Raw genomic sequence first — 25,230 nt, 5'->3', positions numbered from 1 at the left:
GTCGCAATGTGCGGCAAAGTGCAGTCTAACACCAATAGGGCAGCGTACACTGTTTTATATCCGTTAACCGACACACAAAACGTCATGAAAATCCAATCACCGTTTCTGCAACAAGTGACCGATTATATGCGAGCATCGCACTATGCCAATAAAACGATTGAGGCTTACGTGTCGTGGATCAAACGCTATATTCTCCATCATAATAAGCAACATCCGAGCACGCTTGATGTCCAGCATGTTGAGCAGTTTCTCTCGCACCTATCGCTTGATCGAAATGTCGCGGCGAATACTCAGGCTCAAGCACTAAACGCGCTGGTTTTCCTCTATGAGCATATCTTGAAACAGCCGATTAAAGTCGACATCCGATATCGAAAAGCGACCAAACAAAAGAAACTGCCAGTGGTGTTAACCAAACAAGAAATCCGCGCGCTGCTCGAGCATACCAATCCCAAATGGCGTTTGCCTATCCAGTTGATGTATGGCTCAGGTTTAAGGGTCAAAGAGTGTGTCAGGCTGCGCTATGGAGACATCGATTTTGATTTTTACGCGTTGCGTATCCACATCTCCAAGGGGAACAAAAGTCGCATTGTGACCTTGGCCAAAGAGCTGTGTCCTGCGCTGCATCAACAAAGAGAAGCGGTGGCCCGCCTTTGGCAAACCGACCTGCTCGCACCGGAGTATGCCGGTGTAATGATGCCTAACGCGCTAGACAAAAAGTATCCGGGCGCCAACAAAACGCTCAATTGGCAATTTCTGTTTCCTTCCGACAGGCTTAGTGTCGATCCCGCATCCAATCAAACTCGCAGGCACCACATTGATGTCACCACCATTCAACGAGCGATTAAAGCGGCGGCCAAACGGGCCAAGATTGAAAAACCGGTGACCTCCCATACGCTGCGCCACTCGTTCGCCACGCATCTTCTTGAGAGTGGCGCCGACATTCGAACCGTGCAAGAGCAGCTTGGTCATACGGATGTCAAAACCACTCAAATCTATACCCACGTGATTGAACGTGGAGCAAGCGGCGTTATCAGCCCATTTTCAACGCTTTAAGCTTGGTATTCCACCAAGCAGACAGGCGCATCAATTGAGCACTCATAACCGGTGGGCCTGAATGCATCACTGAGGGTCTCTCGATGAAAACTGACGATGTTATTGGAGTGCTGATTGGCCACCAGCAGCCAATGCTCACACGCGCTCAGGGTAAAATCGCGCGGGAACTGACCTTGTGTATCGACTCTGCCAATATTCTGAGGTGGGGTCACTGAGACATCCAAAATAGAGAGGCAGTTCTGCTTACGACAAGAGACGTACACGTAGCGCTCATCTTGGTTAAGGTAAATCGCACTCGCCGCCTCATAGACTGTCTCTTCTGGCAATAGCGGGATCTCAGCGCTCTGAGACCAGCGGCCTTGAGAATAGGTCAGCACTGCAAGCGTTTCAGAGAGCTCACACACCACATAAGCGAGGTTGCTAGCTTGATTGAATACAAGGTGACGCGGTCCACTGCCGGGAGAAAGGGCCACGGAGTAGTCCAGTTCAAACGACGCGAGCGAATCTTGATGACGATAAAAATGGACCCGATCACTGCCTAAATCGACCACCACTAAATGACCATCGATAAAGGTGACTTGATGCGCGTGCGGGCTTGATTGGCGGTGAGTCTTAGGTCCAAATCCGTCAATAAAAAGCGTTGTCGACGTAGAAGAAGGGTGATGATTCTCATCGAGTAAGTGAACACTTACATTTCCACTGCCATAGTTAGCAACAGCGACAAACCGTTGAGCGGCATCGATGGCGATATGGCAAGGCGCATCGCCGTGGATCGGCGCACAGTTCATTGATCCATACTTATCCGTGGGTCGGAGATGGACAACTTGCGCCCCCTCTTGCTCAGACACCTCCGAGAAGGTGTAGAGCCCAGTCGAGGTGTTCACCAGATAGGAAGGATTACGCAACTCACACACATCCTCTAAACGTGTGATTTCTCCTGTCTGGGTATCTAGGGCGATGCGGGCAATGCCGCGGCTTTGGCTAGGGGCATCGGTGTAGGTGCCGACGTAAAAATGTCTCTGCGATATGGTCATAATGTGTGTCTTGATGGCGTTTGTTCTACCATGCCGCCAGCAGACGCTGGCGGCAATCGTACTGAGCGATCTGTTATCGAAAGTGTGAAGTAGCCTCTCAGTCGGCGTGACGATGGCATTCTCATCAATCACCTGCTGATAGTTCGTGCGCTTGGATCACCAACCGCTGGATGAATCAAAATGACAAGGCGCCAACAACGGCACCTTGTCACGTACTCACGTAAACTTCTCACTTCCCCTCGTAAGAAGTGTAAATGGCTCATTTGGTGTTTGCATAAATTATGAACCCGAGTATAGTGAACTTAATTATGAGCCAATACATTATTTGGACCTTTACGTTAACTAAGGAGTCACTATGGCGACTTACCTCTATACTCGCTTCTCACCCAAAAACCGAGCGTATCAAGAACACTTGGCCGCACTACAAGCACACACCGGCGATGCCAAGCACTTTGAAGACCAAGTACAAGGCTGCGTGCCACCCAATGAACGGGAGCAATTTCAATCGCTCTTCAACAATCTACAATCTGGCGATACGCTGGTGATTTGGTGGTTCACCGTGTTTGGGCGTGATTTTAGCCAAGCTCTCGCAACAATCGAGGATATTCTCGACAAGGGCGTGACACTGCAAACCCTTTGCCAACCCATGACCTTTGCGCCTAATTCCGCAGAAACACAAACGCTACTGAGTATGCTCAGCGGCTATGCGCAAGTACAGACACAGCATCGCTTGTTTGCCGCCGAGCAAGGGCGCCGAGCACTCAAGCGTCACCCTGAACAATGGAAACAGAAGTTTCGTGGTAGACCTGCCGATCGCAGCAAGCACAAACAGATTGCCGCGCTGCTCTTTGAAGGCCTTACCTTAGCTCAAGTTGCCGAGCAGTGTGATGTCAGTTTATCGACCGTCAAACGCGTTAAAGCCAAGCTCAGTGAGCATGACCACGAAGGTGAATTGCGCCGCCGCGATCATGGAAAACACGCTCACTTTACGCGCAAAGGGGACCGTTAATGGCCAAGGCGATTCACTTTCGCTCCATCTTACTGGCGTGTCTTGTCATCAGTATCGGTCAACTCAGTATGGGGTTGGTCTTTCCAGCGCTGCCTTGGATCGCAAAAGATTTCGCGATCACGCTTGATGAAGCGCAGTTGTTGGTCGGTATTTACCTGCTCGGCTTTGGTCCTTCGCAATTTATCTACGGCCCTATCTCTGATGCCTTGGGTCGCAAAAAGGTGCTGCTGACTGGGCTGCTTATTGCGATGTCAGGTCTTATGCTGATCATTGCGCTGAGCGACTCATTTATGGGCATGGTCGCGGGGCGCTTTCTACAAGGGCTCGGCACTGGCTGCTGCGCAGTATTAGCGCGCGCTTCGACTCGTGACCGATTTAGTGGCCCAGAGCTGCCTGTGGCGATGTCATACATTGCGATGGCGGCGTCTATTACCCCACTGATGGCGCCGGTGCTTGGCGGCTTTATCAACTTTCACTTTGGCTGGACGATGGTGTTCGTCTCACTGCTCGGCTATCTCGGATTAGCCTGGGTGGTGATTGCGCTCCGTTTTGATGAAACGCTGCACAGCACCAGTGCCATCCCCTCGCCAAAGGCGATGGTGAGCCAATACCGTACTCTGCTAACCTCGCGCTACTTTATGAGCTTTGCTAGCATCGGCTGGCTTAATTTTAGCTTGATGATCACCACGGTGTCGGTGATGCCGTTTATTATGCAAGATCACATCGGCATGACCTCCGACGAATACGCGATGTGGGCGCTGATCCCAACGCTGGGTATGTTGGCAGGCACGAGCCTGTGCAACCGAGTAAGACCGCTGATTGGCACCAAAAGAATGCTGCTGTTTACCCCCGCCCTACACCTCAGCGCAGCGCTGTGGCTGTTCTTTTGTCCGGTAGAGCCACTGTTTTTGATGTTGGGTCAACTGTTGATGATATTAGGCAATGGTATTGCGCTGCCTTGCGCGCAAGCGATGGTAATGCTGCCCTACAAAAAACAAGCGGGCGCGGCGGCGGCGATGTCGGGAGGCGGGCAAATGGTTGTCTCTGCGCTAGTGAGTATGACGCTAGTGCAGATCGGTCTCAGCCAGGCTTGGCATTTATCGTTTGTCATCGCACTGTTTGCGGCGGTGACCCTGAGCAATATTTTGCGCGGGTTTGATGAAGTTGAACGCTCAGCCGCAGCCGAGCGCTCTGCACTTTCCACCGATTGACTTAGCGCTATACGCCACCAAAGCAGAGGTATTTGATGTCGAGGTACTCATCCAGTCCCTGCTTAGCACCTTCTCTGCCGATACCGGACTGCTTTACGCCGCCAAATGGCGCCACTTCGGTAGAGATAATCCCTTCATTGATGCCAACCATGCCGTAGTCCAGCGCCTCGGCGACCCGCCAAGCTCGGCCAATATGCTGAGTATAAAAGTAGGCGGCGAGACCATAAGGCGTATCGTTGGCCTGTTCAATTAACTGCGCCTCATCGTCAAAGGCGATGATGGGCGCGATGGGGCCGAAAATTTCATCTTGGACCAGTGCCATCGTGTGCTCAACATTTGTCAGCACCACTGGCGCCATAAACTGCCCGTCTAACGTCCGCGCTTTGTTGGCCACGACCGCGCCTTGCGCTGTGGCCTGCTCCACCAGCGATAGGAGATTTTGTTTGGCTTCATGGGTAATGATGGGGCCTATCTCCACGCCTTCGTCGAGGCCATTACCAACCGTTAACGCCTCCACTTTCGCGACAAATTTCGCCACGAATAAGTCGTAAATCTCACGCTGAACATAAAAGCGGTTGGCACACACGCAGGTCTGCCCAGCATTGCGAAACTTAGAGGCGATGGCCCCATCTACCGCCGCGTCTACATCTGCATCGGCAAACACGATAAAGGGTGCGTTACCGCCAAGCTCCATCGATGTGCGTTTAACGTCATGTGCGCTTTGCGCCAGCAAGGCTTTGCCCACTCGGGTAGAGCCAGTAAACGAGAGTTTGCGAATCAACGGAGAAGAGGTAAACCGCTCACCCACCTCTGGGGCGCTGCGCCCAATCACCACCTGAAACACATCAGAGTGGATTCCCGCCTGATACGCCAACTTGGCCAATGCGAACGCGCTCAGCGGGGTGAGCTCAGACGGCTTAACGATAAAGCTGCATCCCGCCGCTAACGCCGGCGCCGCTTTGCGGGTGATCATGGCAATCGGAAAGTTCCAAGGCGTAATGGCGCAAGCCACACCCACCGGCTGCTTAATAGTCACAATGCGCTTATCCCCACTTGGTGCGGGGATGGTTTCACCGTAGGCTCGCTTTCCCTCTTCTGCAAACCACTGAATAAAGCTCGCGCCGTAGGCCACCTCACCTCGCGCTTCGGGCAGCGGTTTACCTTGCTCAAGCGTCATCAGGGTTGCCAGTGCTTCTTGGTGTTCAAGCAACAATGCATGCCAGGCAAGCAGGCGATTCGCCCGCGCTTTGGCGCTCAGTGCCGCCCACTCAGGCTGTGCCTTATGCGCGCGCCCGATGGCCTGCTCTATCTCTTGCGAAGTGCTAACAGGCACTACACCCACTGGCTCGCCTGTTGCAGGGTTATGCACGGCAAGCCCAGCGTCGGTGTCTGGTAAAAGCAATGAAATCTCGCTCGGATCAAGCCTATTTTCCATGATGTTCCCCTAACTTGACTATTCTTACTGATTGACCGCTCTTGTTCACTGACAGCTCTTGTTCACTGAACGTATGGATTTTCACTCTAAGTGGATAAGAAAAAGGGTGCAAGCGCCCAGTTTCAGGTGTAGCTTGAATTTAAAAGATATCATCCATTTTCAAAAGGAATAACAATGAGTTCAGAGATGATCGCCTTGACCCTAGCCGGTGTCGGGGTTCTAGGATTAGTCTGTCAGTGGGTCGCATGGCAACTTAAACTGCCGGCGATTCTATTTTTGTTGATTGCTGGATTGCTAGTGGGGCCAGTGCTTGGCCTGTTCTCACCCGAGCAAGCCTTGGGCGACCTGTTTTTCCCCATCATTTCACTGGCTGTTGCCGTGATTCTATTTGAAGGCAGCTTGACCCTGAACTTCAAACAAATAAGGGGGATCAGTAAAAGTGTTTGGAGTATCGTCACCATAGGGGCAGTGATCTCTTGGATCATTACCTCGTTCGCGACCCACTATTTGCTTGGCCTAGACTGGACCATCGCCTTCCTCTTTGGCAGCTTAACCGTGGTGACAGGGCCAACAGTGATCGTGCCGCTGCTACGCACGGTCAGGCCAAGCTCACGCCTGGCCAATATTTTGCGCTGGGAAGGGATCTTAATTGACCCATTAGGCGCGCTGTTTGTGGTGATGGTGTATGAGTTCATCGTCTCACAAAGCGAAGTGCACAGCTTAGCCGTATTCGGCACCATTTTGGTGGTCGGTTTTGGCTTGGGCATCGCGGCGGGCGTGTTGGTGGCCGCCATGATGCGCCGCCATTGGTTACCGGAGTATTTACAGCCGTTTGCCGTGCTAACGATTGTGCTGGGGGTGTTTGCCGCCTCCAATTACCTTGAACACGAATCGGGTCTTTTGACCGTAACCGTAATGGGCGTATGGCTTGCCAACGTCAAAGGCGTCAGCATTGCGCACATCCTCCATTTTAAAGAGAACCTCACCATTCTCTTTATCTCTGGTCTGTTTATTCTACTCGCCGCGCGAGTGCAAGTGTCCGACTTTGAGCAGCTTGGTTTCGCGGCGTTGGTGCTGTTTGCCGTCATCCAGTTGGTGTCTCGTCCGGTGTCAATTTTCCTGTCCACGGCGCGCAGCCAGCTGTCGACCAAAGAGAAAGCCTTCCTCGCTTGGGTTGCCCCGCGCGGTATCGTTGCCGCTGCGGTCTCTTCACTGTTTGCCATTAAACTGACCTTTTTGGAGGTCGAAGGCGCAAACTTGCTGGTACCACTGATCTTTATGGTCATCATCGGCACCGTAGTGCTGCAAAGTGCCACGGCCCGCCCGATCGCGGCTTGGCTGGGTGTCGCAGAGCCTTCGCCAAGAGGCTTTTTGATTGTGGGTGCCAACGATGTTGCGCGCAAAATTGGTAAAGCGATTTCAACCTACGACTGCCGAATTCTGATGGCCGATTCCAACTGGGACTACGTACGCAAAGCGCGCATGGACGGGTTTGATAGCTACTACGGCAACCCAACCTCCAGCCATGCCGAAGACAACCTCGACCTGATTGGTATTGGTCAGGTGCTGGCGGTCACCCCCGACCAACATTTCAACTCTATTGCCAGTGTCCAACTCGCGACCGACTTTGGCCATCGCAAGGTGTTTTGTCTGCATGAAAAGAAAAGCGATGAGTCACAAGATAAGCATACTCACAACTCTGAACACGCCTACTCCTTGCTACTCGGTGGCACAGTCAGCTATAAAAAGTTGGCCAGTATGATTGGTCAAGGGGCTGAAATGAAGCACACCAAGATCAGTGATAACTTCACTTTTGAGGATTACAAGACGCAATACAAAGACGCCACCGTGGTGCCGTTGTTTGTGGTCAATGTGAAAAACCGCATCCAGATTGTCAGCCAGCCTGATGAACTCAAGCCCGTGGCGGGCGAAATCATGGTGTCACTGATCCACAGCAAAGAGAACAATCACAAAGAAAGCACTCTCAAAGACAATAACGGCCGAGAGGCGAAAGCCGAATAACGGTACTCGGCGAAGCATCACACGCCAAGCCATAAAAAAACCATCGCCCACCGATTTGGTGGGCGATGGCGTTTATGAATAACCGCTCGCTACAACCAGCGTTTGCGCCTAAAGACGTACAATAGCGCCGACGCGACACCAATCATCACACCCCACAACACAAAATAGCCGTGCTCAAACCGCAGCTCAGGAATGTATTCGAAGTTCATTCCGTAGATACCGGCAATAAAGGTCAGCGGCACGAAAATCGCTGATACCACCGTCAATAGCTGCATGGTCTTGTTCAGTTGATGCGAGCTCAGCGAGATGTAACCTTCAATCAAGTCGCCGCACAAGTCGTAGTACATAGAAGTTAAACTTTCGAGACGATCGAATTTATCAAACACATCACGGAAGCTGTGTTTCACCTCTGAATCGTTCATATCAATGAAGGCCAGCTCTTCTTCCATCACCTGATCAATCAACTTCACGTGGTAGGACTGCACGCGGTGAATTTTACGCAGATGGGATTTAAGCAAAATCAGTCGCTGCATCAGCTCATCACTGGATTGCGTCAGCATGCCATCTTCCAACTCACTGATTTCATCTTCCGCTTCTAACACCGCATCGGTAAAACGCTGCGCCGAGGCGTTCATGATTTTACTCAACAGCAAGCTTGGTGAACGCAAATACTTCGCCAGCGATTTGTGCGCCGCTAACGCTTCAATACCGAACGAGTGCTCCACACGGCGGGTGATCAGGATGTTTTCCCCGACAAAACAGGCAAGCGCCATGGTTTTTAAATCGAGATGCTCTTCAACATGACTAAAACCGCGATAAAGCACGAAAGTATGCTGATCAAACTCTTCCACCTTCGGCGGACGGCGATCGCGCTGCGCATCTTGAATGGCTAATGGGTGGCAGCCTAGCTTAGCGAGAAGCTCGGCTTCCTGCTGAGCGGGCTCTTCATAAAAATCTAACCAAATGTGGCCACCTTGAGTTTGCCACTGAGTGATTAACTCCTCGCCGCCTTCGGACAACTGATTGTCATGTAGATAAAACGCTTTTAGCACTCTGACGCTCCTTAATTTTCACGCCCAACCGTGATTTTTTACGGTTAAAAAGTGAGTTGATAAAAAAAATCGAACAATTAACGGGATAAAACAAACATTATCTAATGCTGAAGGTTATCTAATACTATAGGGAAACAGCATCAGTGAATCCTCAATCAGCTCACGTTTGTGGCTGCTGGCCAAGTAAATCGCATAGATATCACGATGAAACGTCGGCGTATTGGGCACCAAATGCAGTTGCTGACGGCGCAACTGGGCAAAACACATCTGCCGCGGCAAGTACGCCGCCCCGCCCGCCTCGAGAATAAATGAGAGGGCAACATTGGGCTGCGTCATATGATGCCTTGGCGCGAGCTCTTCGCCAAAGTGATGGGAAAACATAGAGTTAATCGCATCACCGTAATCCACCATCACAAAGCTCTCTAGCTCCGACGCTTCCCTTACTAGCGTCGTACTGACCAACACCAAAGGGACAGTGCAGAGCTTTTTCGCCACGACTTCATCGGTATGTGGCGGCTCAAACAGAAACGCGATATCTAAGATTCGGTTGAGGACCCGTTTACGCAATTCCACCGATGAGTATGTGTGGGTGTAAAGATGGGCATCATCAATATTACGGTGAATTTTTTGTAACCAGTCATGCAGCACTATATCCCAAATGGACATCATGGCACCTAAAAATAGCTGCGAGCCATCGCTGTCTGTCACGCCGACTTCTTGCTTAATTTTGTGCCACATCGCCATCATGTCGTTGGCGTGCTTGACCATTTTATCGCCTTCTGCGGTCAGTTTTAGGCGCTTGTTAGCGCGATCAAACAACATCACCCCCAACTCATCTTCAAGCTGTTTGATTCGGGAGCTGACCGCCGCCTGCGTCAGGTGTAAGTTCTGAGCAGACATCCGAATATGGAGCGTTTGGCTCACTTCAATAAAGGTCTTTAGTAATTCAATCTTCATCGGATTTGATAAATTTTTTCAAACAAACTGTAAGAAATATAGAGTTTTGCTTATCGATTTTCAAAGACTACAGTTAAGCCACACAAACACAAAGGAGTGCCTCATGAAAATCGCTATTCTGTCTCGCAATAAAAAACTCTATTCCACTCAGCGTCTCGTCGAGGCGGGTATCGAACGTGGCCACGAAGTCGATGTGATCGACACTCTACACTGTTACATGGATATAACAAGCAGCCGCCCTACCGTGCGTTATCACGGTGAAGAGCTGCCGCTGTACGATGCGGTGATTCCGCGTATTGGCTCTTCCATCACCTTCTACGGCACTGCTGTGGCAAGACAGTTTGAAATGATGGGCACCTTTAACGTCAATGAGTCGGTGGCGATTAGCCGCTCTCGTGACAAATTGCGCTCGCTACAATTGCTGTCTCGCAAAGGCATTGGCCTACCAAGAACGGGCTTTGCAAGCAAACCGGACAACATCAAAGACTTGATCAAAAACGTCGGCGGCGCACCGCTGGTCATTAAATTGCTTGAAGGTACCCAAGGCATTGGCGTGGTACTTGCGGAAACCTCTAAAGCGGCGGAGAGCATCATCGAAGCCTTTATGGGACTTCAAGCGAACATTTTGATTCAAGAGTATATCAAAGAGTCTGGCGGCGCTGACATTCGCTGTTTGGTGATTGGTGGACGCGTGGTCGCCGCGATGAAGCGCCAAGCGGCGGAAGGCGAGTTTCGCTCCAACCTGCACCGTGGCGGCTCTGCGGAGATCATTCGTTTAACCAAAGAAGAGCGCGAAACGGCGGTCAATGCGGCCAAAGTAATGGGTTTGAATTTCTGTGGCGTTGATTTGCTGCGCTCCAACAGCGGCCCGATGGTGATGGAAGTCAACTCCTCTCCGGGTCTAGAAGGCATTGAAAAAGCAACCAACCTCGATGTGGCGGGCAAGCTGTACGAATTTATTGAGAAAAACGCCAAATTTAACGCCAACAAGACGCGTGGCAAGGGTTAATAAGCATGACAGAACTGAAAATTGGCGCTCACACGATTAAGCCGGGCGAGCGTAAAAAGATTGCGCTGCCAGTAGCAAAGCTGTATACAGACGCCGAAGTTTCGCTGCCGGTGTATATCGTGCGTGGAAAACAGGCAGGGCCGACGATTTTCGTCAGTGCCGCGGTGCATGGTGATGAGCTCAATGGCATTGAAATTGTCCATCGCATCATCAACATGAAACGCTTTCGCGTCCTGCGTGGTACGGTGATTTTTGTGCCTATGGTTAACGTGCATGGTGTGATTCATCAAAGCCGTTATTTACCTGATAGACGCGATCTCAACCGCAGCTTTCCGGGCTCGCCTAAAGGATCGCTCGCGGCTCGAGTCGCCAATATTTTTAAAACCGAAATCATCGACAAATGCCAATACGGTATCGATTTGCATACCGGCGCGATTCATCGCACCAACTTGCCACAGATCCGGGCTAACGTCGAAGATGAGGTGACCGCAGAACTGGCCAACGCCTTTGGTGCGCCTGTGGTACTGCACTCGGAAGAAATTGACGGCTCACTGCGTGATTGCGCCGCCAACTCGAATACCAAAGTCTTGGTGTATGAAGGAGGTGAAGCACTGCGCTTTGATGAGACCTCGATTCGTATGGGCACCCGTGGCGTGATTCGCGTCCTGCGCCATCTCAACATGGTCAGCAAAGGTCGCAACCAACGTAAAGGGGTCCCGGAGCCTGTGGTCGCTCGTGGTAGCCAATGGGTTCGCGGCAGTGCCAGTGGCATCGTCAGACACAAGTACCAGTTGGGTGACTACGTCATGAAGGGCGATGAACTGGCTACCATTAGCAGTGCGTACGGTGAAAAGTTGGCGGTGATTGTCGCGCCTCGTACAGGGGTCATCATCGGTAAGCAAAACATTCCTTTGGTTCAAGAAGGCGAAGCCATGTATCACATCGCCTATTTTGATGAAGATGAAAAAGCGGTCGCCGAACAGATAGATAAGCTGTCTGAAGACGTCGCCTCTAGAGAGATAAAAGAAGGTCTGTAATGAAAAGCAGCAACACAGAAAAAGTCATTATTGGTCGCTTAGAGAACATTTCCTTGCCTGAACTGGGCATTGATAATCTCACCGTGCGAGTGGATTCAGGCGCGCAAACCTCGTCCCTACACGTTGATCACATTAAGCTTATCAAAGTGAACGGTAAACCCGGTATTCAGTTTGATATTCACCCAGAAGTGCACGACGTCGACAAAGTGGTGCGATGCAAATCTGAGTTGTATGACCTGCGCAAAATCAAGTCATCCAACGGTATGTCAGAGCAGCGCTACGTGATTGAAACGATGGCCAAATTGGGCGAGTTAGAGTGGCCGATTCAGATCACGCTCACCGACCGCTCAGACATGACTTATCTGATGTTGCTGGGCCGCCAAGCGATGGGCAAACGCTTTTTAATCGACCCTGCGCAGGTATTTTGCGGGTCTAGCATACAGGAGTAGAACACTATGTTTGAGCAAGCCATTTCATGGTTAGAAATGACGCTCTTTACCTTTAACGAACAACCGATCACCTTGTGGGCCATTTTGATGGTCCCTACTTGGGTGGTGGTGAGCTTGTGGATCGTGAAATTGATGATCAAAGCGGTCTCATCAAGGCTGGCGTCCAATGGCAAAGATCCCAACATCATCCATTTGATTGAGCGGATTTTGTTTGTGATTGCCCTTGGCATGATCTTCCTCACCACCTTGTCGATGCTCAACATTCCGATCACGGCGTTTGCGTTTCTCTCCGGCGCTATTGCGATCGGTTTTGGTTTCGGCGCACAAAACATCATCAACAACTTCATCAGTGGTTGGATTTTGATTGGCGAAAAGCCGATTCGAATCGGCGACTTTCTTGAGGTGGAAGGCGCAAAGGGCAAGGTGGAGCAAATCAACACCCGCTCGACCCGTATTCGCCGTGTCGATGGCGTGCATATGTTGATCCCAAACAGCAAGTTGCTTGAAAATACAGTGATCAACTGGACGCTACGCGATGAACTGGTGCGCGCGTCGGTTGTCGTCGGTGTGGCATACGGCAGTGATGTTCGCTTAGTCGAAAAACTGATGCATGAAATCACCACCAACAACCCAAAGGTGCTGCCTAAACCTGAACCCAAAGTCTTTTTCCAAGACTTTGGCGACAACGCGCTGATCTTTGAATCTTTCTTCTGGATTCACTCGCAAGTTGAAGGAGGCATCCGATCCGTCTCAAGTGAGATTCGCTTCGAGATTGACGCCGCGTTTAACGAGCACGGCATCACCATCGCCTACCCGCAGCGTGATATTCACCTCGACGGGGCCATCAAAATAGTGCGAGAGCCGCGTTAAATGGCAAGGAAGGGAGCGTGCTGCTCCCTTACTAATCTTTTGAAAATGCTCACTTAACACAAAGAGCCAGCGCCGCCGCAACGTTTCTCGCCGTCAGCTCCACATTGAAGGCGGCTTCTTTTAGTGCAGTAGGAAGATCGGTCGCGCCGAGTACGACGCTAAAAACGGCATCAAGCCCATGTTGATGGACAATCGCACAATCTTTAGCAAGGCTACCGGCAATACCGATCACAGGAGTATCGTAGCGTTTGGCGGCTTTAGCTACACCGATGGGGGTTTTACCATGAATGGTTTGGCTATCGATGCGTCCTTCACCTGTGATCACCAAATCCGCACCTTGGAGGTGAGAATCAAGCGCCAGCGCTTGCATCACAATATCAATGCCGGGTGTCAGCTTCGCATGAAGCACGCCCAGTAACGCCGCCCCTAGACCACCAGCGGCGCCCGCTCCGGCCTGATGTTTGACCATAGCCCCAGTGGTACGCTCAATGATGTCAGCATAATGCGCCAAGTTGTCATCTAGCTGCTTCACCATCGCCGGTGTCGCCCCTTTTTGCGGACCGAACACAGCAGAAGCGCCAAGCTCACCACACAGTGGGTTGTCCACATCGCACGCGACGTTAAGCTCCACCTGAGTCAAGGTAGGATGGAGTCCACTGAGATCAAGGCAATCTAGCTCACGCAACGCACCGCCACCGAATGCGATCTCATTGCCTTGTCTATCCAGACAACGCGCGCCAAGCGCCTGCAACATGCCGACTCCGCCATCGTTGGTCGCACTCCCACCAATACCAATGATGATGGACGTGACGCCCTGTGCGATGGCAGCGAGAATCAACTCTCCCGTTCCATAGCTGGTGGTGGTAAGCGGATTGCGATCCTCTGCGGCAACGAGATGAATGCCCGATGCCGCGGCCATCTCTATCACCGCAGTGCGGCCATCACCCAGCAATCCATAAAACGCCTCAACAGGCTCGCCCATCGGGCCGGTTACCACTGCAGGTACAATACTGCCTCCCGTGGCATCAACCAGCGACTGCACTGTGCCCTCCCCGCCATCGGCCATCGGCAACTTGATGTAATTCGCATCCGGCCAAACGGTGCGGCAGCCTCGCTCAATCGCATCAGCGACCTCCATCGCGGTTAAGCTTTCTTTAAATGAATCTGGTGCAATCACTACTTTCATCGGTTTTCCTATTTCGCCAAGCACAAATGAGTATCACCAGTATAGAATGGCTTGAACGTCATTAAATTGGATGTATTGACAATATTGATGAAAAATAATGCTAGTTTATTGTGTCAATAAACAATTTTTGCTTGCAGCGCGAGGTAAAGCGCCACTTTATCTTCGAGGCAAGAAAGTCGTTTGTCAGTGAGTGCTTCCACTTTCTCTAGACGGTAGCGCAGCGTATTTTTATGAATATCCAACATTTGGCACGTGCTCATCGCATCCTCATTGTGCTCAAAATAGGTGCGTAGCGTATGTAGCAGCACGCCCTTACGATCTTTGGCTATTAGACGCTCAATCGGCTCTACAAGCTGATGCTGATGCCAGGACGATTGTCGTAAACTCGCCACCAATGCCGCCAAGGTGTGTTGATGATAAAACTGGATGGACAGAGACTCAGAAGTGGCGATAAACAGCAGTGATTGAGCACTGAGATACGAGCGCTTGAGACCATCTAGCCCTGGATAGTAGTGCCCAACGGTCAACCGAGCGGAGTAGCCGCTATCACAATGGCGCTGGATGCACTGCTCAATGGTCTGCCATCGCCTCAAACATGCATGTTCCTCACGAGATTTATCCCAGAGCTGAGCCTTAACTTGCGCAGGCACCAACAAGACAATCTCATCCGGTGCATCAGGCATCAGGCCAATTAAGGCGTCACGCTGAGTATGCTCTAAATCCGCAATGAGCGCTTGAATCGCCTCTAGCGACAAAGGCGTTGGCACCGTTGAGCTCACTTTGAGGATCAATGCAAGACGTGGCTGACGCAAATCAATGGTAAGCCGCTCGGCAATCGTCGCCAATTGCCCTTCTTGAACATTTGGCGCTCCTAGTAATTGCTGCAGGAGTTTCTCTCTATGGCGATTATCCCATTGCAGTTCCGCCACCAAAGCGGCTTGCTCAATGACCATTTCCGCCGTCATTTTGACTAACTCAGCGTAATAGCGTACCTCTTGGGGTTCTCCGGATAAGCCGACTACGCCAATCATTTGTCCACGATAACGAATCGGTAAATTGATCCCTTGCTTAACCCCCACTAACGCCTTAGCCATCGAACTATCCACTTCGACCGCACGTTGCTCATGCAGTACCAATAACGCGCCTTTATGAGAGCGATGAAGACGACTCTCGTCACTCGAACCAATGACGATGCCACACTCATCCATCACATTGACGGGATAAGGCAAGATGGACGAGGCGCGCTCAACAATATGAAGCGCGATGGCAGGGGTTAATTGCATGGGCATACTCTTTGGTTGTCCGTCATCTAAGATTCCAGTTGCAGCTGCCACTCTTTGAGCAGAGCGGTCAGCGCTTCACGCTGCGAAACGTTCAGTCCTTCGACAAGGCGATGCTGAAGGGCCACGTGCTCGTCGAGCAAGGCATCAATCACAGTGCGCCCACGCTCCGTCAATTCAACCGCAACGCTGCGTCTATCTTGCTCACTGTGAATACGTACGATCAAGCCTTTACTTGTGAGTTTATCAAGACGGTTGGTCATCGCCCCAGAGGTCAGCAGCATCGCGTTGATAAGCTCAGAAGGGGTCAAACGATACGGCGCGCCACTGCGGCGCAGGGTGGCCAAGACGTCAAATTCTCCCAATTTCAAGTCATACTGCTTGTGCAATTGAGCCAGCGCAGCTTCGATCTGCTTCGCAATGCGCAATAGCCGCCCCATCATGGCCATCGGCCCTGTGTCGAGATGCGGTTTTTCTGTCGACCACTGCTGGGTCAAGGTGTCAATGACATCCACCGGGGTGCCTCTCTATTATTCTGATATGTGGATTTACCTTAACATAAAGATACTTTACAAGCACGGTGAATAGGCGTATGGTTCGGGCCAATATCTTAACGTAAAGATAAATTTAATGAATATATTGCTTGCCATGATCCCTGCGTTTTTTTGGGGTACCACCTACGCCGTGACACAGTTCGCCCTTACAGACTGGCCGCCTTTGCTGCTTGGCGCATTGCGCGCGCTACCTGCAGGGCTGTTATTGCTTGCAATGAAACCTAGCTGGCCCAAAAGAGGCGAATGGCGAGTACTGGCTCTACTAGGAACGGTCAACATCGGGCTGTTTTTCAGCTTGATTTTTGTCATGGCACTGCGATTGCCGTCTGCAATTGCCGGTGTTGGCATGGTCTCTGTTCCTGTGTTTGCGCTGGGCTACGCGGGGATCGTTCATAAAATCAGACCGACCTTGCTGCAATCGATTTGCGGCGCATCCTTGATCATGCTTGCGTGGTGGTTGTTCGATCCCAGTGCGATTGTCCTTGATCCGGTTGGCTTGCTCGCCATGCTGGGCGCGATTTTATGCATAGTGACAGGCAGCGCGTTGACCAAATCTTTGGGCAGTCGCATCCACTGGTGGAAAGTCCTGACGTGGCAATTACTCATTGGGGGTGGTGTACTCACCTTAGCGGCGCTGCTCCACAGTGTCTCGTCCCCGGAGCAGTACGTCTCCGTCATTGAGCACTTTTCAATGAGCAATGCACTCGGGTTAGTCTGGGTAGTCGGTCTGAATACGGCGTTTAGCTACGCCATGTATGTCTGGCTGCTACAAAGAATGACTGTGGTCGATTTTACTTTTGGCGGCATTGCGAATCCGGTCGCGGGCATCGTGTCAGGGATGATACTGCTTGGTGAATCCTTCACTCCTTTTCAGTACAGCTTAATGCTGGGCATGATCATTATGTCACTGCTGCCTCAAGCGGTTTCGGCACTAGCGCACGATAGAAAGCGTGTCGCATAATCGTCGAGGTTTACACTGTAAACCGGTTAGACATATGACTCACTCGCATGCAGAATAGACAAAACAACCTTTTATTGAGGAGCTACAATGAGTCGTAAACAATTTTGGATTTCAGCCCTACTGTCATCCTTCACAATGGCGTTTATCATGTCTGGGCTGCTGTCTGGCTACAATTTGGGCTTTAACGCCACCTGGCCAGCCGCTTGGATGAGAGGCTTTACCTTGGCGTGGCCATGCGCTTTGGTCTTGAACCTCACGGTACTGCCACAAATTCGCCGCTTATCAGCCTGGTTGGCAAGCCCAAAGACCACCTCACAGCCATAAAAAAACCGAGCCAAGCTCGGTTTTTGTTACTCTATTCGTCTTACTCGTCGATTACGACAATTCAGCGTTGTGATAAACCTGCTGAACATCGTCACAATCATCAAGCATATCAAGGAACTTTTGGAATTTCTCCGCATCCTCACCACTGACTGGCGTGTGCGTCTGCGGTACGAAGGTGATTTCCTCAACATCCAAAACTAAGTCTGGGAACGCTGCGCTCAATGCCGTTTTGGTTTTAAAGAACTCGGTATGAGGTGCGAACACTGTGATCACGCCATCTTCCAGTTCTACGTCAGTGACGTCCACATCTTCCATCATCAAGGTCTCTAGGATGACCTCGTCGTCATCACCTTTAAACTGGAACACCGCTTGATGGTCGAACATGTGTGATACTGAGCCTTCCACACCGATTTTCGCGCCTGTTTTCACAAAGCACTGGCGAACATCTTGGAAAGTACGATTGCCGTTATCAGTCAAACAGTCAACGATAACGCTCGTGCCACCCGGACCGAAACCTTCGTAGCGTGCAGGTTGGTAATCTTCACCGCCACCGCCGCTGGCTTTATCTAGCGCTTTATCGATCACGTGCGCAGGAACTTGGTCCTTTTTCGCTTTTGCAATCAAATGCTTAAGCGACAGGTTCATGTCTGGGTCTGAACCGCCGTTTTTTGCACACACGTAAATTTCTTTACCGTATTTGGAATAAACTTTAATTTTTGCGCCTGCAGTTTTCGCCATTGAGGCTTTGCGCACTTCAAAACTTCTTCCCATCGGGATGTTCTCTCTAATTTCAATTTAACGCGAAGGATTTTAGCAAAATGCGAGGGCTTTTCAATTTCTCGCCTTGCTGAGAAATGGGGTCACAACACGCCCATTACTCGCTTATATTTGGCTACAGAGTCTAAGAAGAACGCTTTCTCGTTCTCATCTTTGATTTTGGCCGCTTGCTGATTCACTTCATCTGGGCCAGTTTTAGCCTCACGGAGCTTCCAAACCAAAAATGACGCTTGTTTATCAAGCTCAACCTTGTTTTTTTCTTCGGCAGGAAGGTTCGACAGGTTAATCGACATCAATCACGCTCAGTTTCTGTAAAAATATGGAGTGGGAATATACCACACACCAGCGAGCAAAGTAGAGTCTCAATCACCTCGCTCACCCGCCAAGATCAAAAAAACATCGCTCTTTTGGAAAAACTAAGGGCGGCACTATGGCCGCCCTTAACTAATTAGGGGATTGCTTAATGAAGTAAGCCAAGTTCTTTCGCTTCTTCAATCGATAAGCCGCTTTCACGTATCTCTCTCAATGCTTCAATACGTCTACGTGCCTCGGCAGATTTGACTGCCTTGGTTGGCTCTTTTGTTTCTACTTCTTCCGTGAAGTCCCACTTACCGGCAATATGAGTCATTTCATCATGGTCAATAGAATTAATGGACATAGTAACCTCCGAACAAACCATGCTAGGGACGCCTAATCTGTAGCAAATACGCCTATCCCTTGTTAAGAATTTTAGCGTCAGAATGTGATTGCGCTAATAGTTCGAACACTCTTACCGATTATTTTATAAATAGCCTTTGCAGGGCAGAAAAACTAGCGATACATTTAAATGATTACCCTTAAGAAAAGTCAGGCGATCCAGCTCTCATTTTTTCTAAGGTGTGCCCTACTCTCTCCCTCTGCCACATCCAACTCTCCGCACTCCCGAAGCGTAACAACGGGCTGACTCCATCCTGAGACCAAGGTTTATCCAAACAAAAATATTCAAGCGAAGCGGTGTCAGTACCGAGATTTCAATCTTTGGAAGAATGATCAAGGGATGTCGGTGATCTTGCACTGTGATCCGAAAGCATGATCAAGGTAATGAAGGTCGCATGGGCGCTTAAGAGAAGCAGCGTAAAAGGAGAAATAGGGGATCAACAGGCAAAAAAATAGCGAGTTCATCGAACTCGCCAAATATTCAGAATGAATGTAACAATATGAGCCAATCTATCAGAGATAATCCTATCTCTCATTCATCAGAAAGGACAAAAGGTTGTCTATTCGGGATAAATAATAGCCAAGCTCGGCGCGCTTTATGTCAGTAAAGTGTCAGGGTAATGTAGTGATAGTGTCCAATTGTCAGACAAGGCCGCAAACTACACCGCCACTTCATCTAATGCGCGGAATACGGTCTCATCCAGATGCCCTTCATGGACTTGTTTGCACACTTTTCGGCGCACGGCGAGGCCCGCAATCAAGCGTTCGATCGACAAGTGCTTGTTTTCACTTTGGCTGTTGTACAACTCGACCATTTTACTCAAAGTCTCGTATGGGATGACCTCTTCACCGACCCGCAGGTAATCAAGCTTGTCAATGAGCTCCAGACACTCTTCTTGGATGGAGTTATGGGAGTGCCCTGTCATCGCCGCTAACGCCGTTATAGAGCGTTCTAGAGCCTCTGGAGAGGTATATTTGGAGAGAGTAATGGTGATCTCATCGGCGTTGATCTCAACTAAGTGCTTACGCTGTTTTACCCGACGGCCCAATTTGCCTTTGGCCGTGCGCTCTTTACGTTGGATAGGCTCGAATTCGCCATCAATGATCTGCGACATCTCATCAAGCTGTTGGCGTGTGACCATCTCATTACGTAGCGGGTTGGGCAGCGTCGGCGCCATGTTGCGCTTACCCGCGTTGGTGGTACGTGCACGCGAATAACGCAGCACTTCTTCAGCATCGCATTTGATGTCGAATTCGTAATCTTTGATCTTGTCGCCTTCCGCGATCGTGCGGATCGTTAAGTGATAACCCCACAAATTGACCACAAACAGATCGTCACTGCCCTTCCCTTCCGAGAGTTTTTTCAGCTCTCGGATCAAATCCATTGAAAAACGGCGCCACTCAATGTTGCGCGCAAGCTTTTGATTTAGCTCGCTTAAGAGCATTTGATCTGTGTGTCGACGAACCATACGGCTACGGAAATAGCTATACAGCTGGAAGACCAAGGTATGCTGCTTCAAAATTTCAGGTGGGAACAAGAAGAAATAGTCACGCGTGAGCAGTTCTTCGTAGAACGACGGCTCCCAGACCAAGATGTAGAGGTTCGGTTTAATGCGAATTTCGCCGTCAGCGCCCTCTGTAGGTGCCTCTTCCGATGCGGTAATGGTTCGGGCCAAGAAACGAAAACGATCGCTCTTAAAGCCTTCTGGCATGTTCTCGCTCAGCCAACGGCCGGTGAGTTCGTGTAACTGAAAGTCGGTAAACTCGATTCTATCGATGCTGTCACGAATGGAGTCTCGTGCAGGGCCGCTGTCTTTTTTGCCACGCAGCGACAAAATGTCGGTGATGTAGAGTGGCGTTTTGTTAGGCACGTGCGTTGCATCGAGTTGATATTGTTGCTGGTGGTGCTCATGGTATTGCACGGTTAAGGTGAACAGCGCGAAGAGCGTCATCAGATCATCCACCGTCATGATGTTTTTAGATGATCGTGTTTCGATCACCGCGCGCGTGCCTGAGATCGACACCATGCTTTTTTGGTACTGTTTGCGCGTTCTGGGCGGCGCTAAGGCTTGATCGATAATGCCCGCCCAGTTGGTAGGCGATACCACAAACTGATCCGCTTCATCTTTCATTGCTGGGGGAATATTCAAGCCATGCTCATTGAGCAAGCGCTTGTTCACCTGAGTTTGAGCCAGTGCCTTAGAGCGTTTTTGTTTCTCACTTTGCTTCACCGATTCCGTGACCAAGCTGGTGGCGCCCAACACGGAAATCAACTGGTTTGGGTTAACAAAGCGATGGAGCATGGTTTTGCCCGCTAACCCTTCTTCAAAACGCACTGGTACCTGTAAAAACAGGCCGATGTTGACTGCGGCGCGTAATCGCTGCTGAATGGCTGCTCGTGTGACTTGCCCATCTGTTGCATCGATCAACTCAGTGGTTGAAACCAAACCATCTTTGCTGCTGAATCCTCGCAGTGAGATGAGATTGAGCAGTTCGACAATACTTTTCGTCACCCCTTTGAAGTGTTGGTATTGTTCTATCCAGTGGACAGCCGTTTCAGACACCTCAAATAAATGGCCATCCTTGTGGCTTCTTGGGGCTTTGATCAGTATTTTTTCGTCAGAACTCATGATTAGATCCGTATCACACTAGCCGTAATATCGCTATAGTTCCTGAAGAATAAAGAAAAAAAGATCATAAATAAAGAAAAAATTAGAGGTTTTTAAATAACTGATCTTTTTGATTTATTTGATCTATATTGGTTATATGATCTTATGATCTGGCCGTCAGTTTCCTTCTAAGTCATTGTTTATTGGCGCGTTATTTTTTTTGACTTGGAAAGCATGATCATGTGAAAGACGAAAGCATGATCATTAAGTTATTGAAAGCATGATCAAAATATCCAAGAACCATGATCATGTGGTTGCTGAATCAATGATCATTGGGCTGGCAGAAGCATGATCATCACTCTCTCACACGTTATCCACAGAGCGCATCGTTAAGTGTCAATAAGCGGCGGTTTATTGGTTGTGCTGAGCGCTCTGTGATGCCGAAAACATGATCAAGGAAACGCCATTTCTGCTGATGTCTCTGAGCCGTGTCGCTTATTTCGCTCAGATTTCCACCGTTTATTGTCCATCATCGCATTTGAACGGCAATCTCGACCAACTTTGCTCTCAACGGCTTCTATGACGATATAGGTCGAAAGCATGATCAAGTGATTCGTGTTTCTTCCCATATTCTGTGCCTGTCAATCTGATTTATTGGCTAAACACCGCTATTTTGGCATGAGTTCTTATTCCATCTGCATTTGTCCGTAAATAAAGCTCTATTTTACATGCTTCCGAAGCATCAATTCACTTGATCATTGATCCGATCATTTGCGATGAAAGATCGCGAGGTTCAATTGATGAGATTTAGGGTTTGTTGCCTTGATCATCGTTCCAGTTTCACAGATTTGGAGCGAAAGCATGATCAAGTGATGTCCCTTGATCATCGTTTCGAATACTCAACCGCTGGATCCGGTTGAATTATGATCGCGTTGCGAGAGCTATTATCACTCATTCTGCTCACGTAAACGGCTTCGTACCGCAACGCGAGTGAGGTTTTGGTTAGATCGGTAAAGATTGAAATGACACGCTCCGTAAAATAGGAGGAAAACCTAATCGTTCCGATACAGGCGATGAGATTTTCTGTGGTGAGTATGTCAGAAGTGAATAATGCGAACGCTGTGGTGCATTAATGGTTTGAACGCACTCGTTGGATTAAAACACCACACTTCTGCCCTACTTCATCTTTCGGTTTGCTTTTGTAGTTTACAATGTAAATATGTGACAAGGTAACACTTTTACGAGAGGTTAGAACGCGAAGCAAAGTGGCTAAGATTTTTAGGCGATTTTGCTCACCTTATTGACGAAAATAACATCAGATTGCAAGAAGTCATCAAATTGTTCCGATTTCTTTTATTTAATGTGATTTTAATCCATAAGTGAATGTTCACCTTTTTATTGTTTGTTTTATTAAATGCTGTACAATTTATTTTAGTCACTTACAACGGATTTTGGCAATGAAAAGAGAACAAACCATAGAGAGTCTCTACCAATTGGCGGAGCAGACGGCTCAAGTTCAAGCGGACCGCATAGAGATCGTATTAGAAGAACGTCGTGACGAACATTTTCCTCCGATGTCGAAAGCGCTGATGGAAACCCGCTCAGGGCTAACGCGTCGCAAACTAGATGATGCGATCAGTAAGCTCGAAGCGGACGGTCACCAATTTACGAAAAACAACGCCAATCACTACTCCATTTCATTGCAAGAAGCGCACATGTTGATGGATGCGGCGGGCATCCCCAAGTTTCATGAACGTAAAAAGAACACAGAGAATAAGCCGTGGATCATTAACGTTCAGAACCAAAAGGGCGGAACCGGTAAGTCGATGACCGCTGTACACTTAGCGGCGTGCTTAGCGCTCAATCTGGATAAACGTTACCGAATTTGTTTGATTGACTTAGATCCACAAGGTTCGTTGCGTCTATTTTTAAATCCACAAATTAGCATCAGTGAACACCAGAGTATCTATTCTGCAGTGGATATCATGCTCGATAACGTACCTGAAGGTACTGAGGTCGATAAGGCATTTTTGCGCAAAAACGTCATGCTACCAACGCAGTACCCGAATTTAAAAACCGTGTCTGCCTTCCCAGAAGATGCGATGTTTAACGCAGAAGCGTGGCAAAGCTTGTCGCAGAATCAGTCGTTGGATATCGTAAAACTACTTAAAGAAAAGCTGATCGATAAGATTGCTGACGATTTTGATGTCATCATGATTGATACCGGTCCGCACGTGGATCCTCTAGTATGGAATGCCATGTACGCGTCAAATGCGCTGCTGATCCCTTGTGCGGCGAAGCGCTTGGATTGGGCGTCGACGGTCAATTTCTTCCAGCACCTACCTACGGTGTATGAGATGTTCCCTGAAGATTGGAAAGGGCTTGAGTTCGTGCGTCTGATGCCCACCATGTTTGAAGATGACAACAAGAAGCAAGTCTCTGTGTTGACTGAGATGAACTACTTGCTTGGCGATCAGGTGATGATGGCCACCATTCCGCGAAGCCGCGCGTTTGAAACCTGTGCGGACACCTACAGCACGGTGTTTGACCTCACGACCGGCGACTTCGAAGGCGGTAAGAAAACCCTAGCGACCGCGCAAGATGCGGTACAAAAGAGTGCACTGGAGCTAGAGCGAGTGTTGCACAGTCACTGGTCATCACTGAATCAGGGGTAAACTAGAGTATGGCAATTAAAACTTCAGACTTAAATGCAAGATTGTTCGGCAAGGCGAATAAACGCCAAGTTACGACACCACAAGAAGCCCAGCAAGCAGCGAAAGATAAAGCGCAGTTTATCGAGTTAGCGGTTGCGGGTGAGGAGTTAGTGCAGTTTGAGTTGGTGCGTATTCCGGCCGATCAAGTGGAAGCGCAGACGGTTGTCTTTGCGGATAATGCCCGCGAGCAATCTTTCCTCAATGAGCATGCGTTATCGGATGTGTTGGTCACTTTACGTGAGCGCGGCCAGCAGTATCCGGCCGTCGGTCGCAAGCGTGAAGATGGCAAGATTGAAGTACTCGATGGTAGCCGTCGCCGCATGTCGTGTATTTTGTCCAACAAAGAGTTCTTGATCTATGTTGCCGATGACATCAACACCCAACATGCAAAATTCTTATCCGATGTGGCGAACGCCCACAAGCCTTTGTCTCTGTATGAGAAGGGCAAAGAGATGCAAGCAAAGCTCGCTAGCGGTGAAGCTGAGGATCAGAAAGCGCTGGCGAAGATGTTTCAGTGCAGTGAAGCCTTGGTCAGTGGAGCGTTGAAAGCCGCTGATTTGCCACTTGAGCTGCTGCAAGCGTATCCGAATGTGGCGGATTTAGGTCGACCTACCATTGTGAAGTTGCACAAGCAGTTCAATGCACTCAGCGATGAGAACCGTGCAAAGCTGCTTGAAAAGTGTCAGTGTGAAGGGGGATTTGTGTGGCAGCGCAGTGAAGCCCAAGGGGTTGCACGCATTACCAAAGAAGTCTCTGAAACGATCGAGTCTTGGATTGAAGAGATGACGCCAAGCAAATCCAGTGGCAGTGCGAAAACCGAGCTGGTCAAAGGTCGCGCGAGCTACAGCCGTAAAGGTTCCAGTTTGTCGCTGAACCTAAAGAAAGTCGATGATGCTTTGATGCAAGATATTCTGGATTTCTTGCAAGCCAAGCTCCAGTAACTTCTGCGTCAACGTCATCTAAAACCGCTCCTTGTTCGAGCGGTTTTTTT

Annotated in this window: 24 protein-coding genes; 12 read left to right on the top strand and 12 right to left on the bottom strand. The window is 49.7% G+C overall.

The genetic code is table 11. The features are described 5' to 3' along the window. Positions 1-90 precede the first annotated feature (90 nt). On the top strand, positions 91-1,053 hold the full coding sequence (locus AC6R0S_RS04030; RefSeq protein ID WP_500632550.1) for an integron integrase: 963 nt from the start codon (positions 91-93) through the stop codon (positions 1,051-1,053). Here the strand turns inward: AC6R0S_RS04030 and AC6R0S_RS04025 are convergent. Beyond that, complete coding sequence (locus AC6R0S_RS04025; protein WP_500632551.1) at positions 1,050-2,087, bottom strand: lactonase family protein; 1,038 nt, start codon at positions 2,085-2,087, stop codon at positions 1,050-1,052. The genes AC6R0S_RS04030 and AC6R0S_RS04025 overlap by 4 nt on opposite strands. Positions 2,088-2,442: 355 nt before the next feature. Here AC6R0S_RS04025 and AC6R0S_RS04020 point away from each other — a divergent pair, with 355 nt between their 5' ends. Next, positions 2,443-3,096 (top strand): recombinase family protein, encoded by a 654-nt coding sequence (locus AC6R0S_RS04020; protein ID WP_500632540.1) that lies wholly within the window; start codon positions 2,443-2,445, stop codon positions 3,094-3,096. Next, positions 3,096-4,307, top strand: coding sequence for a multidrug effflux MFS transporter (locus tag AC6R0S_RS04015; protein ID WP_500632541.1), 1,212 nt, complete (start codon positions 3,096-3,098; stop codon positions 4,305-4,307). Before AC6R0S_RS04020 ends, AC6R0S_RS04015 begins: the two co-directional genes overlap by 1 nt. A 7-nt stretch (positions 4,308-4,314) precedes the next feature. On the opposite strand, the gene AC6R0S_RS04010 is transcribed toward AC6R0S_RS04015, so the two are convergent. Next, positions 4,315-5,742 carry an NAD-dependent succinate-semialdehyde dehydrogenase gene (locus AC6R0S_RS04010; RefSeq protein WP_500637261.1) on the bottom strand — a complete coding sequence of 476 codons (1,428 nt, stop codon included), beginning with the start codon at positions 5,740-5,742 and terminating at the stop codon, positions 4,315-4,317. A gap of 174 nt (positions 5,743-5,916) precedes the next feature. Between AC6R0S_RS04010 and AC6R0S_RS04005 the strand changes: the two genes are divergently transcribed. Next, on the top strand, positions 5,917-7,764 hold the full coding sequence (locus tag AC6R0S_RS04005) for a cation:proton antiporter (protein WP_500630609.1): 1,848 nt from the start codon (positions 5,917-5,919) through the stop codon (positions 7,762-7,764). Positions 7,765-7,853: 89 nt separating this feature from the next. Here the strand turns inward: AC6R0S_RS04005 and AC6R0S_RS04000 are convergent, their stop codons facing one another. Together AC6R0S_RS04000 and AC6R0S_RS03995 are read right to left on the bottom strand one after the other, a co-directional pair. Then, positions 7,854-8,816, bottom strand: a complete 963-nt coding sequence (locus tag AC6R0S_RS04000) for a magnesium transporter CorA family protein (protein ID WP_334552978.1) — start codon at positions 8,814-8,816, stop codon at positions 7,854-7,856. A gap of 114 nt (positions 8,817-8,930) precedes the next feature. Next, on the bottom strand, positions 8,931-9,773 hold the full coding sequence (locus AC6R0S_RS03995; RefSeq protein ID WP_500637260.1) for a LysR family transcriptional regulator: 843 nt from the start codon (positions 9,771-9,773) through the stop codon (positions 8,931-8,933). A gap of 103 nt (positions 9,774-9,876) precedes the next feature. Between AC6R0S_RS03995 and rimK the strand changes: the two genes are divergently transcribed. Genes rimK through AC6R0S_RS03975 form a run of 4 tightly spaced genes read left to right on the top strand, consistent with a single transcriptional unit; the run spans position 9,877 to position 13,138 of the window. Then, positions 9,877-10,782 carry a 30S ribosomal protein S6--L-glutamate ligase gene (rimK, locus tag AC6R0S_RS03990; protein ID WP_334552982.1) on the top strand — a complete coding sequence of 302 codons (906 nt, stop codon included), beginning with the start codon at positions 9,877-9,879 and terminating at the stop codon, positions 10,780-10,782. 5 nt (positions 10,783-10,787) lie between these two features. Beyond that, the gene (locus AC6R0S_RS03985; protein ID WP_500637259.1) at positions 10,788-11,819 is read left to right on the top strand and encodes a succinylglutamate desuccinylase/aspartoacylase family protein; all 1,032 of its coding nucleotides are present in this window, start codon (positions 10,788-10,790) and stop codon (positions 11,817-11,819) included. Then, positions 11,819-12,268 carry an ATP-dependent zinc protease family protein gene (locus AC6R0S_RS03980; RefSeq protein ID WP_334552986.1) on the top strand — a complete coding sequence of 150 codons (450 nt, stop codon included), beginning with the start codon at positions 11,819-11,821 and terminating at the stop codon, positions 12,266-12,268. Before AC6R0S_RS03985 ends, AC6R0S_RS03980 begins: the two co-directional genes overlap by 1 nt. Before the next feature lie 6 nt (positions 12,269-12,274). Next, on the top strand, positions 12,275-13,138 hold the full coding sequence (locus AC6R0S_RS03975) for a mechanosensitive ion channel family protein (RefSeq protein WP_500637258.1): 864 nt from the start codon (positions 12,275-12,277) through the stop codon (positions 13,136-13,138). 49 nt (positions 13,139-13,187) lie between these two features. Here AC6R0S_RS03975 and AC6R0S_RS03970 read toward each other — a convergent pair whose 3' ends face one another. From AC6R0S_RS03970 to AC6R0S_RS03960, 3 genes are all read right to left on the bottom strand, one after another. Next, complete coding sequence (locus AC6R0S_RS03970) at positions 13,188-14,324, bottom strand: glycerate kinase (RefSeq protein ID WP_500632546.1); 1,137 nt, start codon at positions 14,322-14,324, stop codon at positions 13,188-13,190. A 113-nt stretch (positions 14,325-14,437) separates the two neighbouring features. After that, on the bottom strand, positions 14,438-15,607 hold the full coding sequence (locus AC6R0S_RS03965; protein ID WP_500637257.1) for a sugar diacid recognition domain-containing protein: 1,170 nt from the start codon (positions 15,605-15,607) through the stop codon (positions 14,438-14,440). Between the two features lie 26 nt (positions 15,608-15,633). Next, a complete protein-coding gene (locus tag AC6R0S_RS03960; RefSeq protein ID WP_500632548.1) occupies positions 15,634-16,119 on the bottom strand; it encodes a MarR family winged helix-turn-helix transcriptional regulator in 486 nt (161 codons plus the stop codon). A gap of 115 nt (positions 16,120-16,234) precedes the next feature. Between AC6R0S_RS03960 and AC6R0S_RS03955 the strand changes: the two genes are divergently transcribed. Then, positions 16,235-17,119 (top strand): DMT family transporter, encoded by an 885-nt coding sequence (locus tag AC6R0S_RS03955; RefSeq protein WP_500637256.1) that lies wholly within the window; start codon positions 16,235-16,237, stop codon positions 17,117-17,119. An 87-nt stretch (positions 17,120-17,206) separates the two neighbouring features. Further along, complete coding sequence (locus AC6R0S_RS03950; RefSeq protein WP_500637255.1) at positions 17,207-17,443, top strand: DUF2798 domain-containing protein; 237 nt, start codon at positions 17,207-17,209, stop codon at positions 17,441-17,443. Between the two features lie 51 nt (positions 17,444-17,494). On the opposite strand, the gene AC6R0S_RS03945 is transcribed toward AC6R0S_RS03950, so the two are convergent. The 5 genes from AC6R0S_RS03945 to AC6R0S_RS03925 form a co-directional block, all read right to left on the bottom strand. Further along, positions 17,495-18,214 carry a YebC/PmpR family DNA-binding transcriptional regulator gene (locus tag AC6R0S_RS03945; protein WP_334553012.1) on the bottom strand — a complete coding sequence of 240 codons (720 nt, stop codon included), beginning with the start codon at positions 18,212-18,214 and terminating at the stop codon, positions 17,495-17,497. A gap of 89 nt (positions 18,215-18,303) precedes the next feature. Beyond that, entirely contained in the window at positions 18,304-18,513 is a 210-nt protein-coding gene (locus AC6R0S_RS03940; RefSeq protein ID WP_500627348.1) for a DUF3283 family protein, read from the bottom strand. Positions 18,514-18,680: 167 nt separating this feature from the next. Continuing rightward, positions 18,681-18,878 (bottom strand): PA3496 family putative envelope integrity protein, encoded by a 198-nt coding sequence (locus AC6R0S_RS03935; protein WP_334553016.1) that lies wholly within the window; start codon positions 18,876-18,878, stop codon positions 18,681-18,683. A 697-nt stretch (positions 18,879-19,575) separates the two neighbouring features. Then, a complete protein-coding gene (locus AC6R0S_RS03930; RefSeq protein ID WP_500637254.1) occupies positions 19,576-21,546 on the bottom strand; it encodes a replication initiator protein RctB domain-containing protein in 1,971 nt (656 codons plus the stop codon). Positions 21,547-21,977: 431 nt separating this feature from the next. Then, positions 21,978-22,154, bottom strand: coding sequence for a hypothetical protein (locus tag AC6R0S_RS03925; protein ID WP_500630984.1), 177 nt, complete (start codon positions 22,152-22,154; stop codon positions 21,978-21,980). 828 nt (positions 22,155-22,982) lie between these two features. Between AC6R0S_RS03925 and AC6R0S_RS03920 the strand changes: the two genes are divergently transcribed. Together AC6R0S_RS03920 and AC6R0S_RS03915 are read left to right on the top strand one after the other, a co-directional pair. Next, positions 22,983-24,200 (top strand): ParA family protein, encoded by a 1,218-nt coding sequence (locus tag AC6R0S_RS03920; RefSeq protein WP_500630983.1) that lies wholly within the window; start codon positions 22,983-22,985, stop codon positions 24,198-24,200. 8 nt (positions 24,201-24,208) lie between these two features. Beyond that, on the top strand, positions 24,209-25,180 hold the full coding sequence (locus tag AC6R0S_RS03915) for a ParB/RepB/Spo0J family partition protein (RefSeq protein ID WP_500627345.1): 972 nt from the start codon (positions 24,209-24,211) through the stop codon (positions 25,178-25,180). The last annotated feature ends 50 nt before the right edge of the window (positions 25,181-25,230 follow it).

The organism is Vibrio sp. R15-SG3-ISO1B (assembly GCF_059833835.1).
Note: the sequence above shows the minus strand (reverse complement) of the source record. Positions and strands in the feature narration are given on the sequence as shown.

What these genes read in the sequence shown, in the direction of transcription:
- AC6R0S_RS04025 (WP_500632551.1), bottom strand. Translation starts at nt 2,087, where the DNA reads ATGACCATATCGCAGAGACATTTTTACGTCGGCACCTACACCGATGCC.
- AC6R0S_RS04020 (WP_500632540.1), top strand. Translation starts at nt 2,443, where the DNA reads ATGGCGACTTACCTCTATACTCGCTTCTCACCCAAAAACCGAGCGTAT.
- AC6R0S_RS04015 (WP_500632541.1), top strand. Translation starts at nt 3,096, where the DNA reads ATGGCCAAGGCGATTCACTTTCGCTCCATCTTACTGGCGTGTCTTGTC.
- AC6R0S_RS04010 (WP_500637261.1), bottom strand. Translation starts at nt 5,742, where the DNA reads ATGGAAAATAGGCTTGATCCGAGCGAGATTTCATTGCTTTTACCAGAC.
- AC6R0S_RS04005 (WP_500630609.1), top strand. Translation starts at nt 5,917, where the DNA reads ATGAGTTCAGAGATGATCGCCTTGACCCTAGCCGGTGTCGGGGTTCTA.
- AC6R0S_RS03995 (WP_500637260.1), bottom strand. Translation starts at nt 9,773, where the DNA reads ATGAAGATTGAATTACTAAAGACCTTTATTGAAGTGAGCCAAACGCTC.
- rimK (WP_334552982.1), top strand. Translation starts at nt 9,877, where the DNA reads ATGAAAATCGCTATTCTGTCTCGCAATAAAAAACTCTATTCCACTCAG.
- AC6R0S_RS03985 (WP_500637259.1), top strand. Translation starts at nt 10,788, where the DNA reads ATGACAGAACTGAAAATTGGCGCTCACACGATTAAGCCGGGCGAGCGT.
- AC6R0S_RS03980 (WP_334552986.1), top strand. Translation starts at nt 11,819, where the DNA reads ATGAAAAGCAGCAACACAGAAAAAGTCATTATTGGTCGCTTAGAGAAC.
- AC6R0S_RS03975 (WP_500637258.1), top strand. Translation starts at nt 12,275, where the DNA reads ATGTTTGAGCAAGCCATTTCATGGTTAGAAATGACGCTCTTTACCTTT.
- AC6R0S_RS03970 (WP_500632546.1), bottom strand. Translation starts at nt 14,324, where the DNA reads ATGAAAGTAGTGATTGCACCAGATTCATTTAAAGAAAGCTTAACCGCG.
- AC6R0S_RS03965 (WP_500637257.1), bottom strand. Translation starts at nt 15,607, where the DNA reads ATGCAATTAACCCCTGCCATCGCGCTTCATATTGTTGAGCGCGCCTCG.
- AC6R0S_RS03955 (WP_500637256.1), top strand. Translation starts at nt 16,235, where the DNA reads ATGAATATATTGCTTGCCATGATCCCTGCGTTTTTTTGGGGTACCACC.
- AC6R0S_RS03950 (WP_500637255.1), top strand. Translation starts at nt 17,207, where the DNA reads ATGAGTCGTAAACAATTTTGGATTTCAGCCCTACTGTCATCCTTCACA.
- AC6R0S_RS03945 (WP_334553012.1), bottom strand. Translation starts at nt 18,214, where the DNA reads ATGGGAAGAAGTTTTGAAGTGCGCAAAGCCTCAATGGCGAAAACTGCA.
- AC6R0S_RS03940 (WP_500627348.1), bottom strand. Translation starts at nt 18,513, where the DNA reads ATGTCGATTAACCTGTCGAACCTTCCTGCCGAAGAAAAAAACAAGGTT.
- AC6R0S_RS03935 (WP_334553016.1), bottom strand. Translation starts at nt 18,878, where the DNA reads ATGTCCATTAATTCTATTGACCATGATGAAATGACTCATATTGCCGGT.
- AC6R0S_RS03930 (WP_500637254.1), bottom strand. Translation starts at nt 21,546, where the DNA reads ATGAGTTCTGACGAAAAAATACTGATCAAAGCCCCAAGAAGCCACAAG.
- AC6R0S_RS03925 (WP_500630984.1), bottom strand. Translation starts at nt 22,154, where the DNA reads ATGGGAAGAAACACGAATCACTTGATCATGCTTTCGACCTATATCGTC.
- AC6R0S_RS03920 (WP_500630983.1), top strand. Translation starts at nt 22,983, where the DNA reads ATGAAAAGAGAACAAACCATAGAGAGTCTCTACCAATTGGCGGAGCAG.
- AC6R0S_RS03915 (WP_500627345.1), top strand. Translation starts at nt 24,209, where the DNA reads ATGGCAATTAAAACTTCAGACTTAAATGCAAGATTGTTCGGCAAGGCG.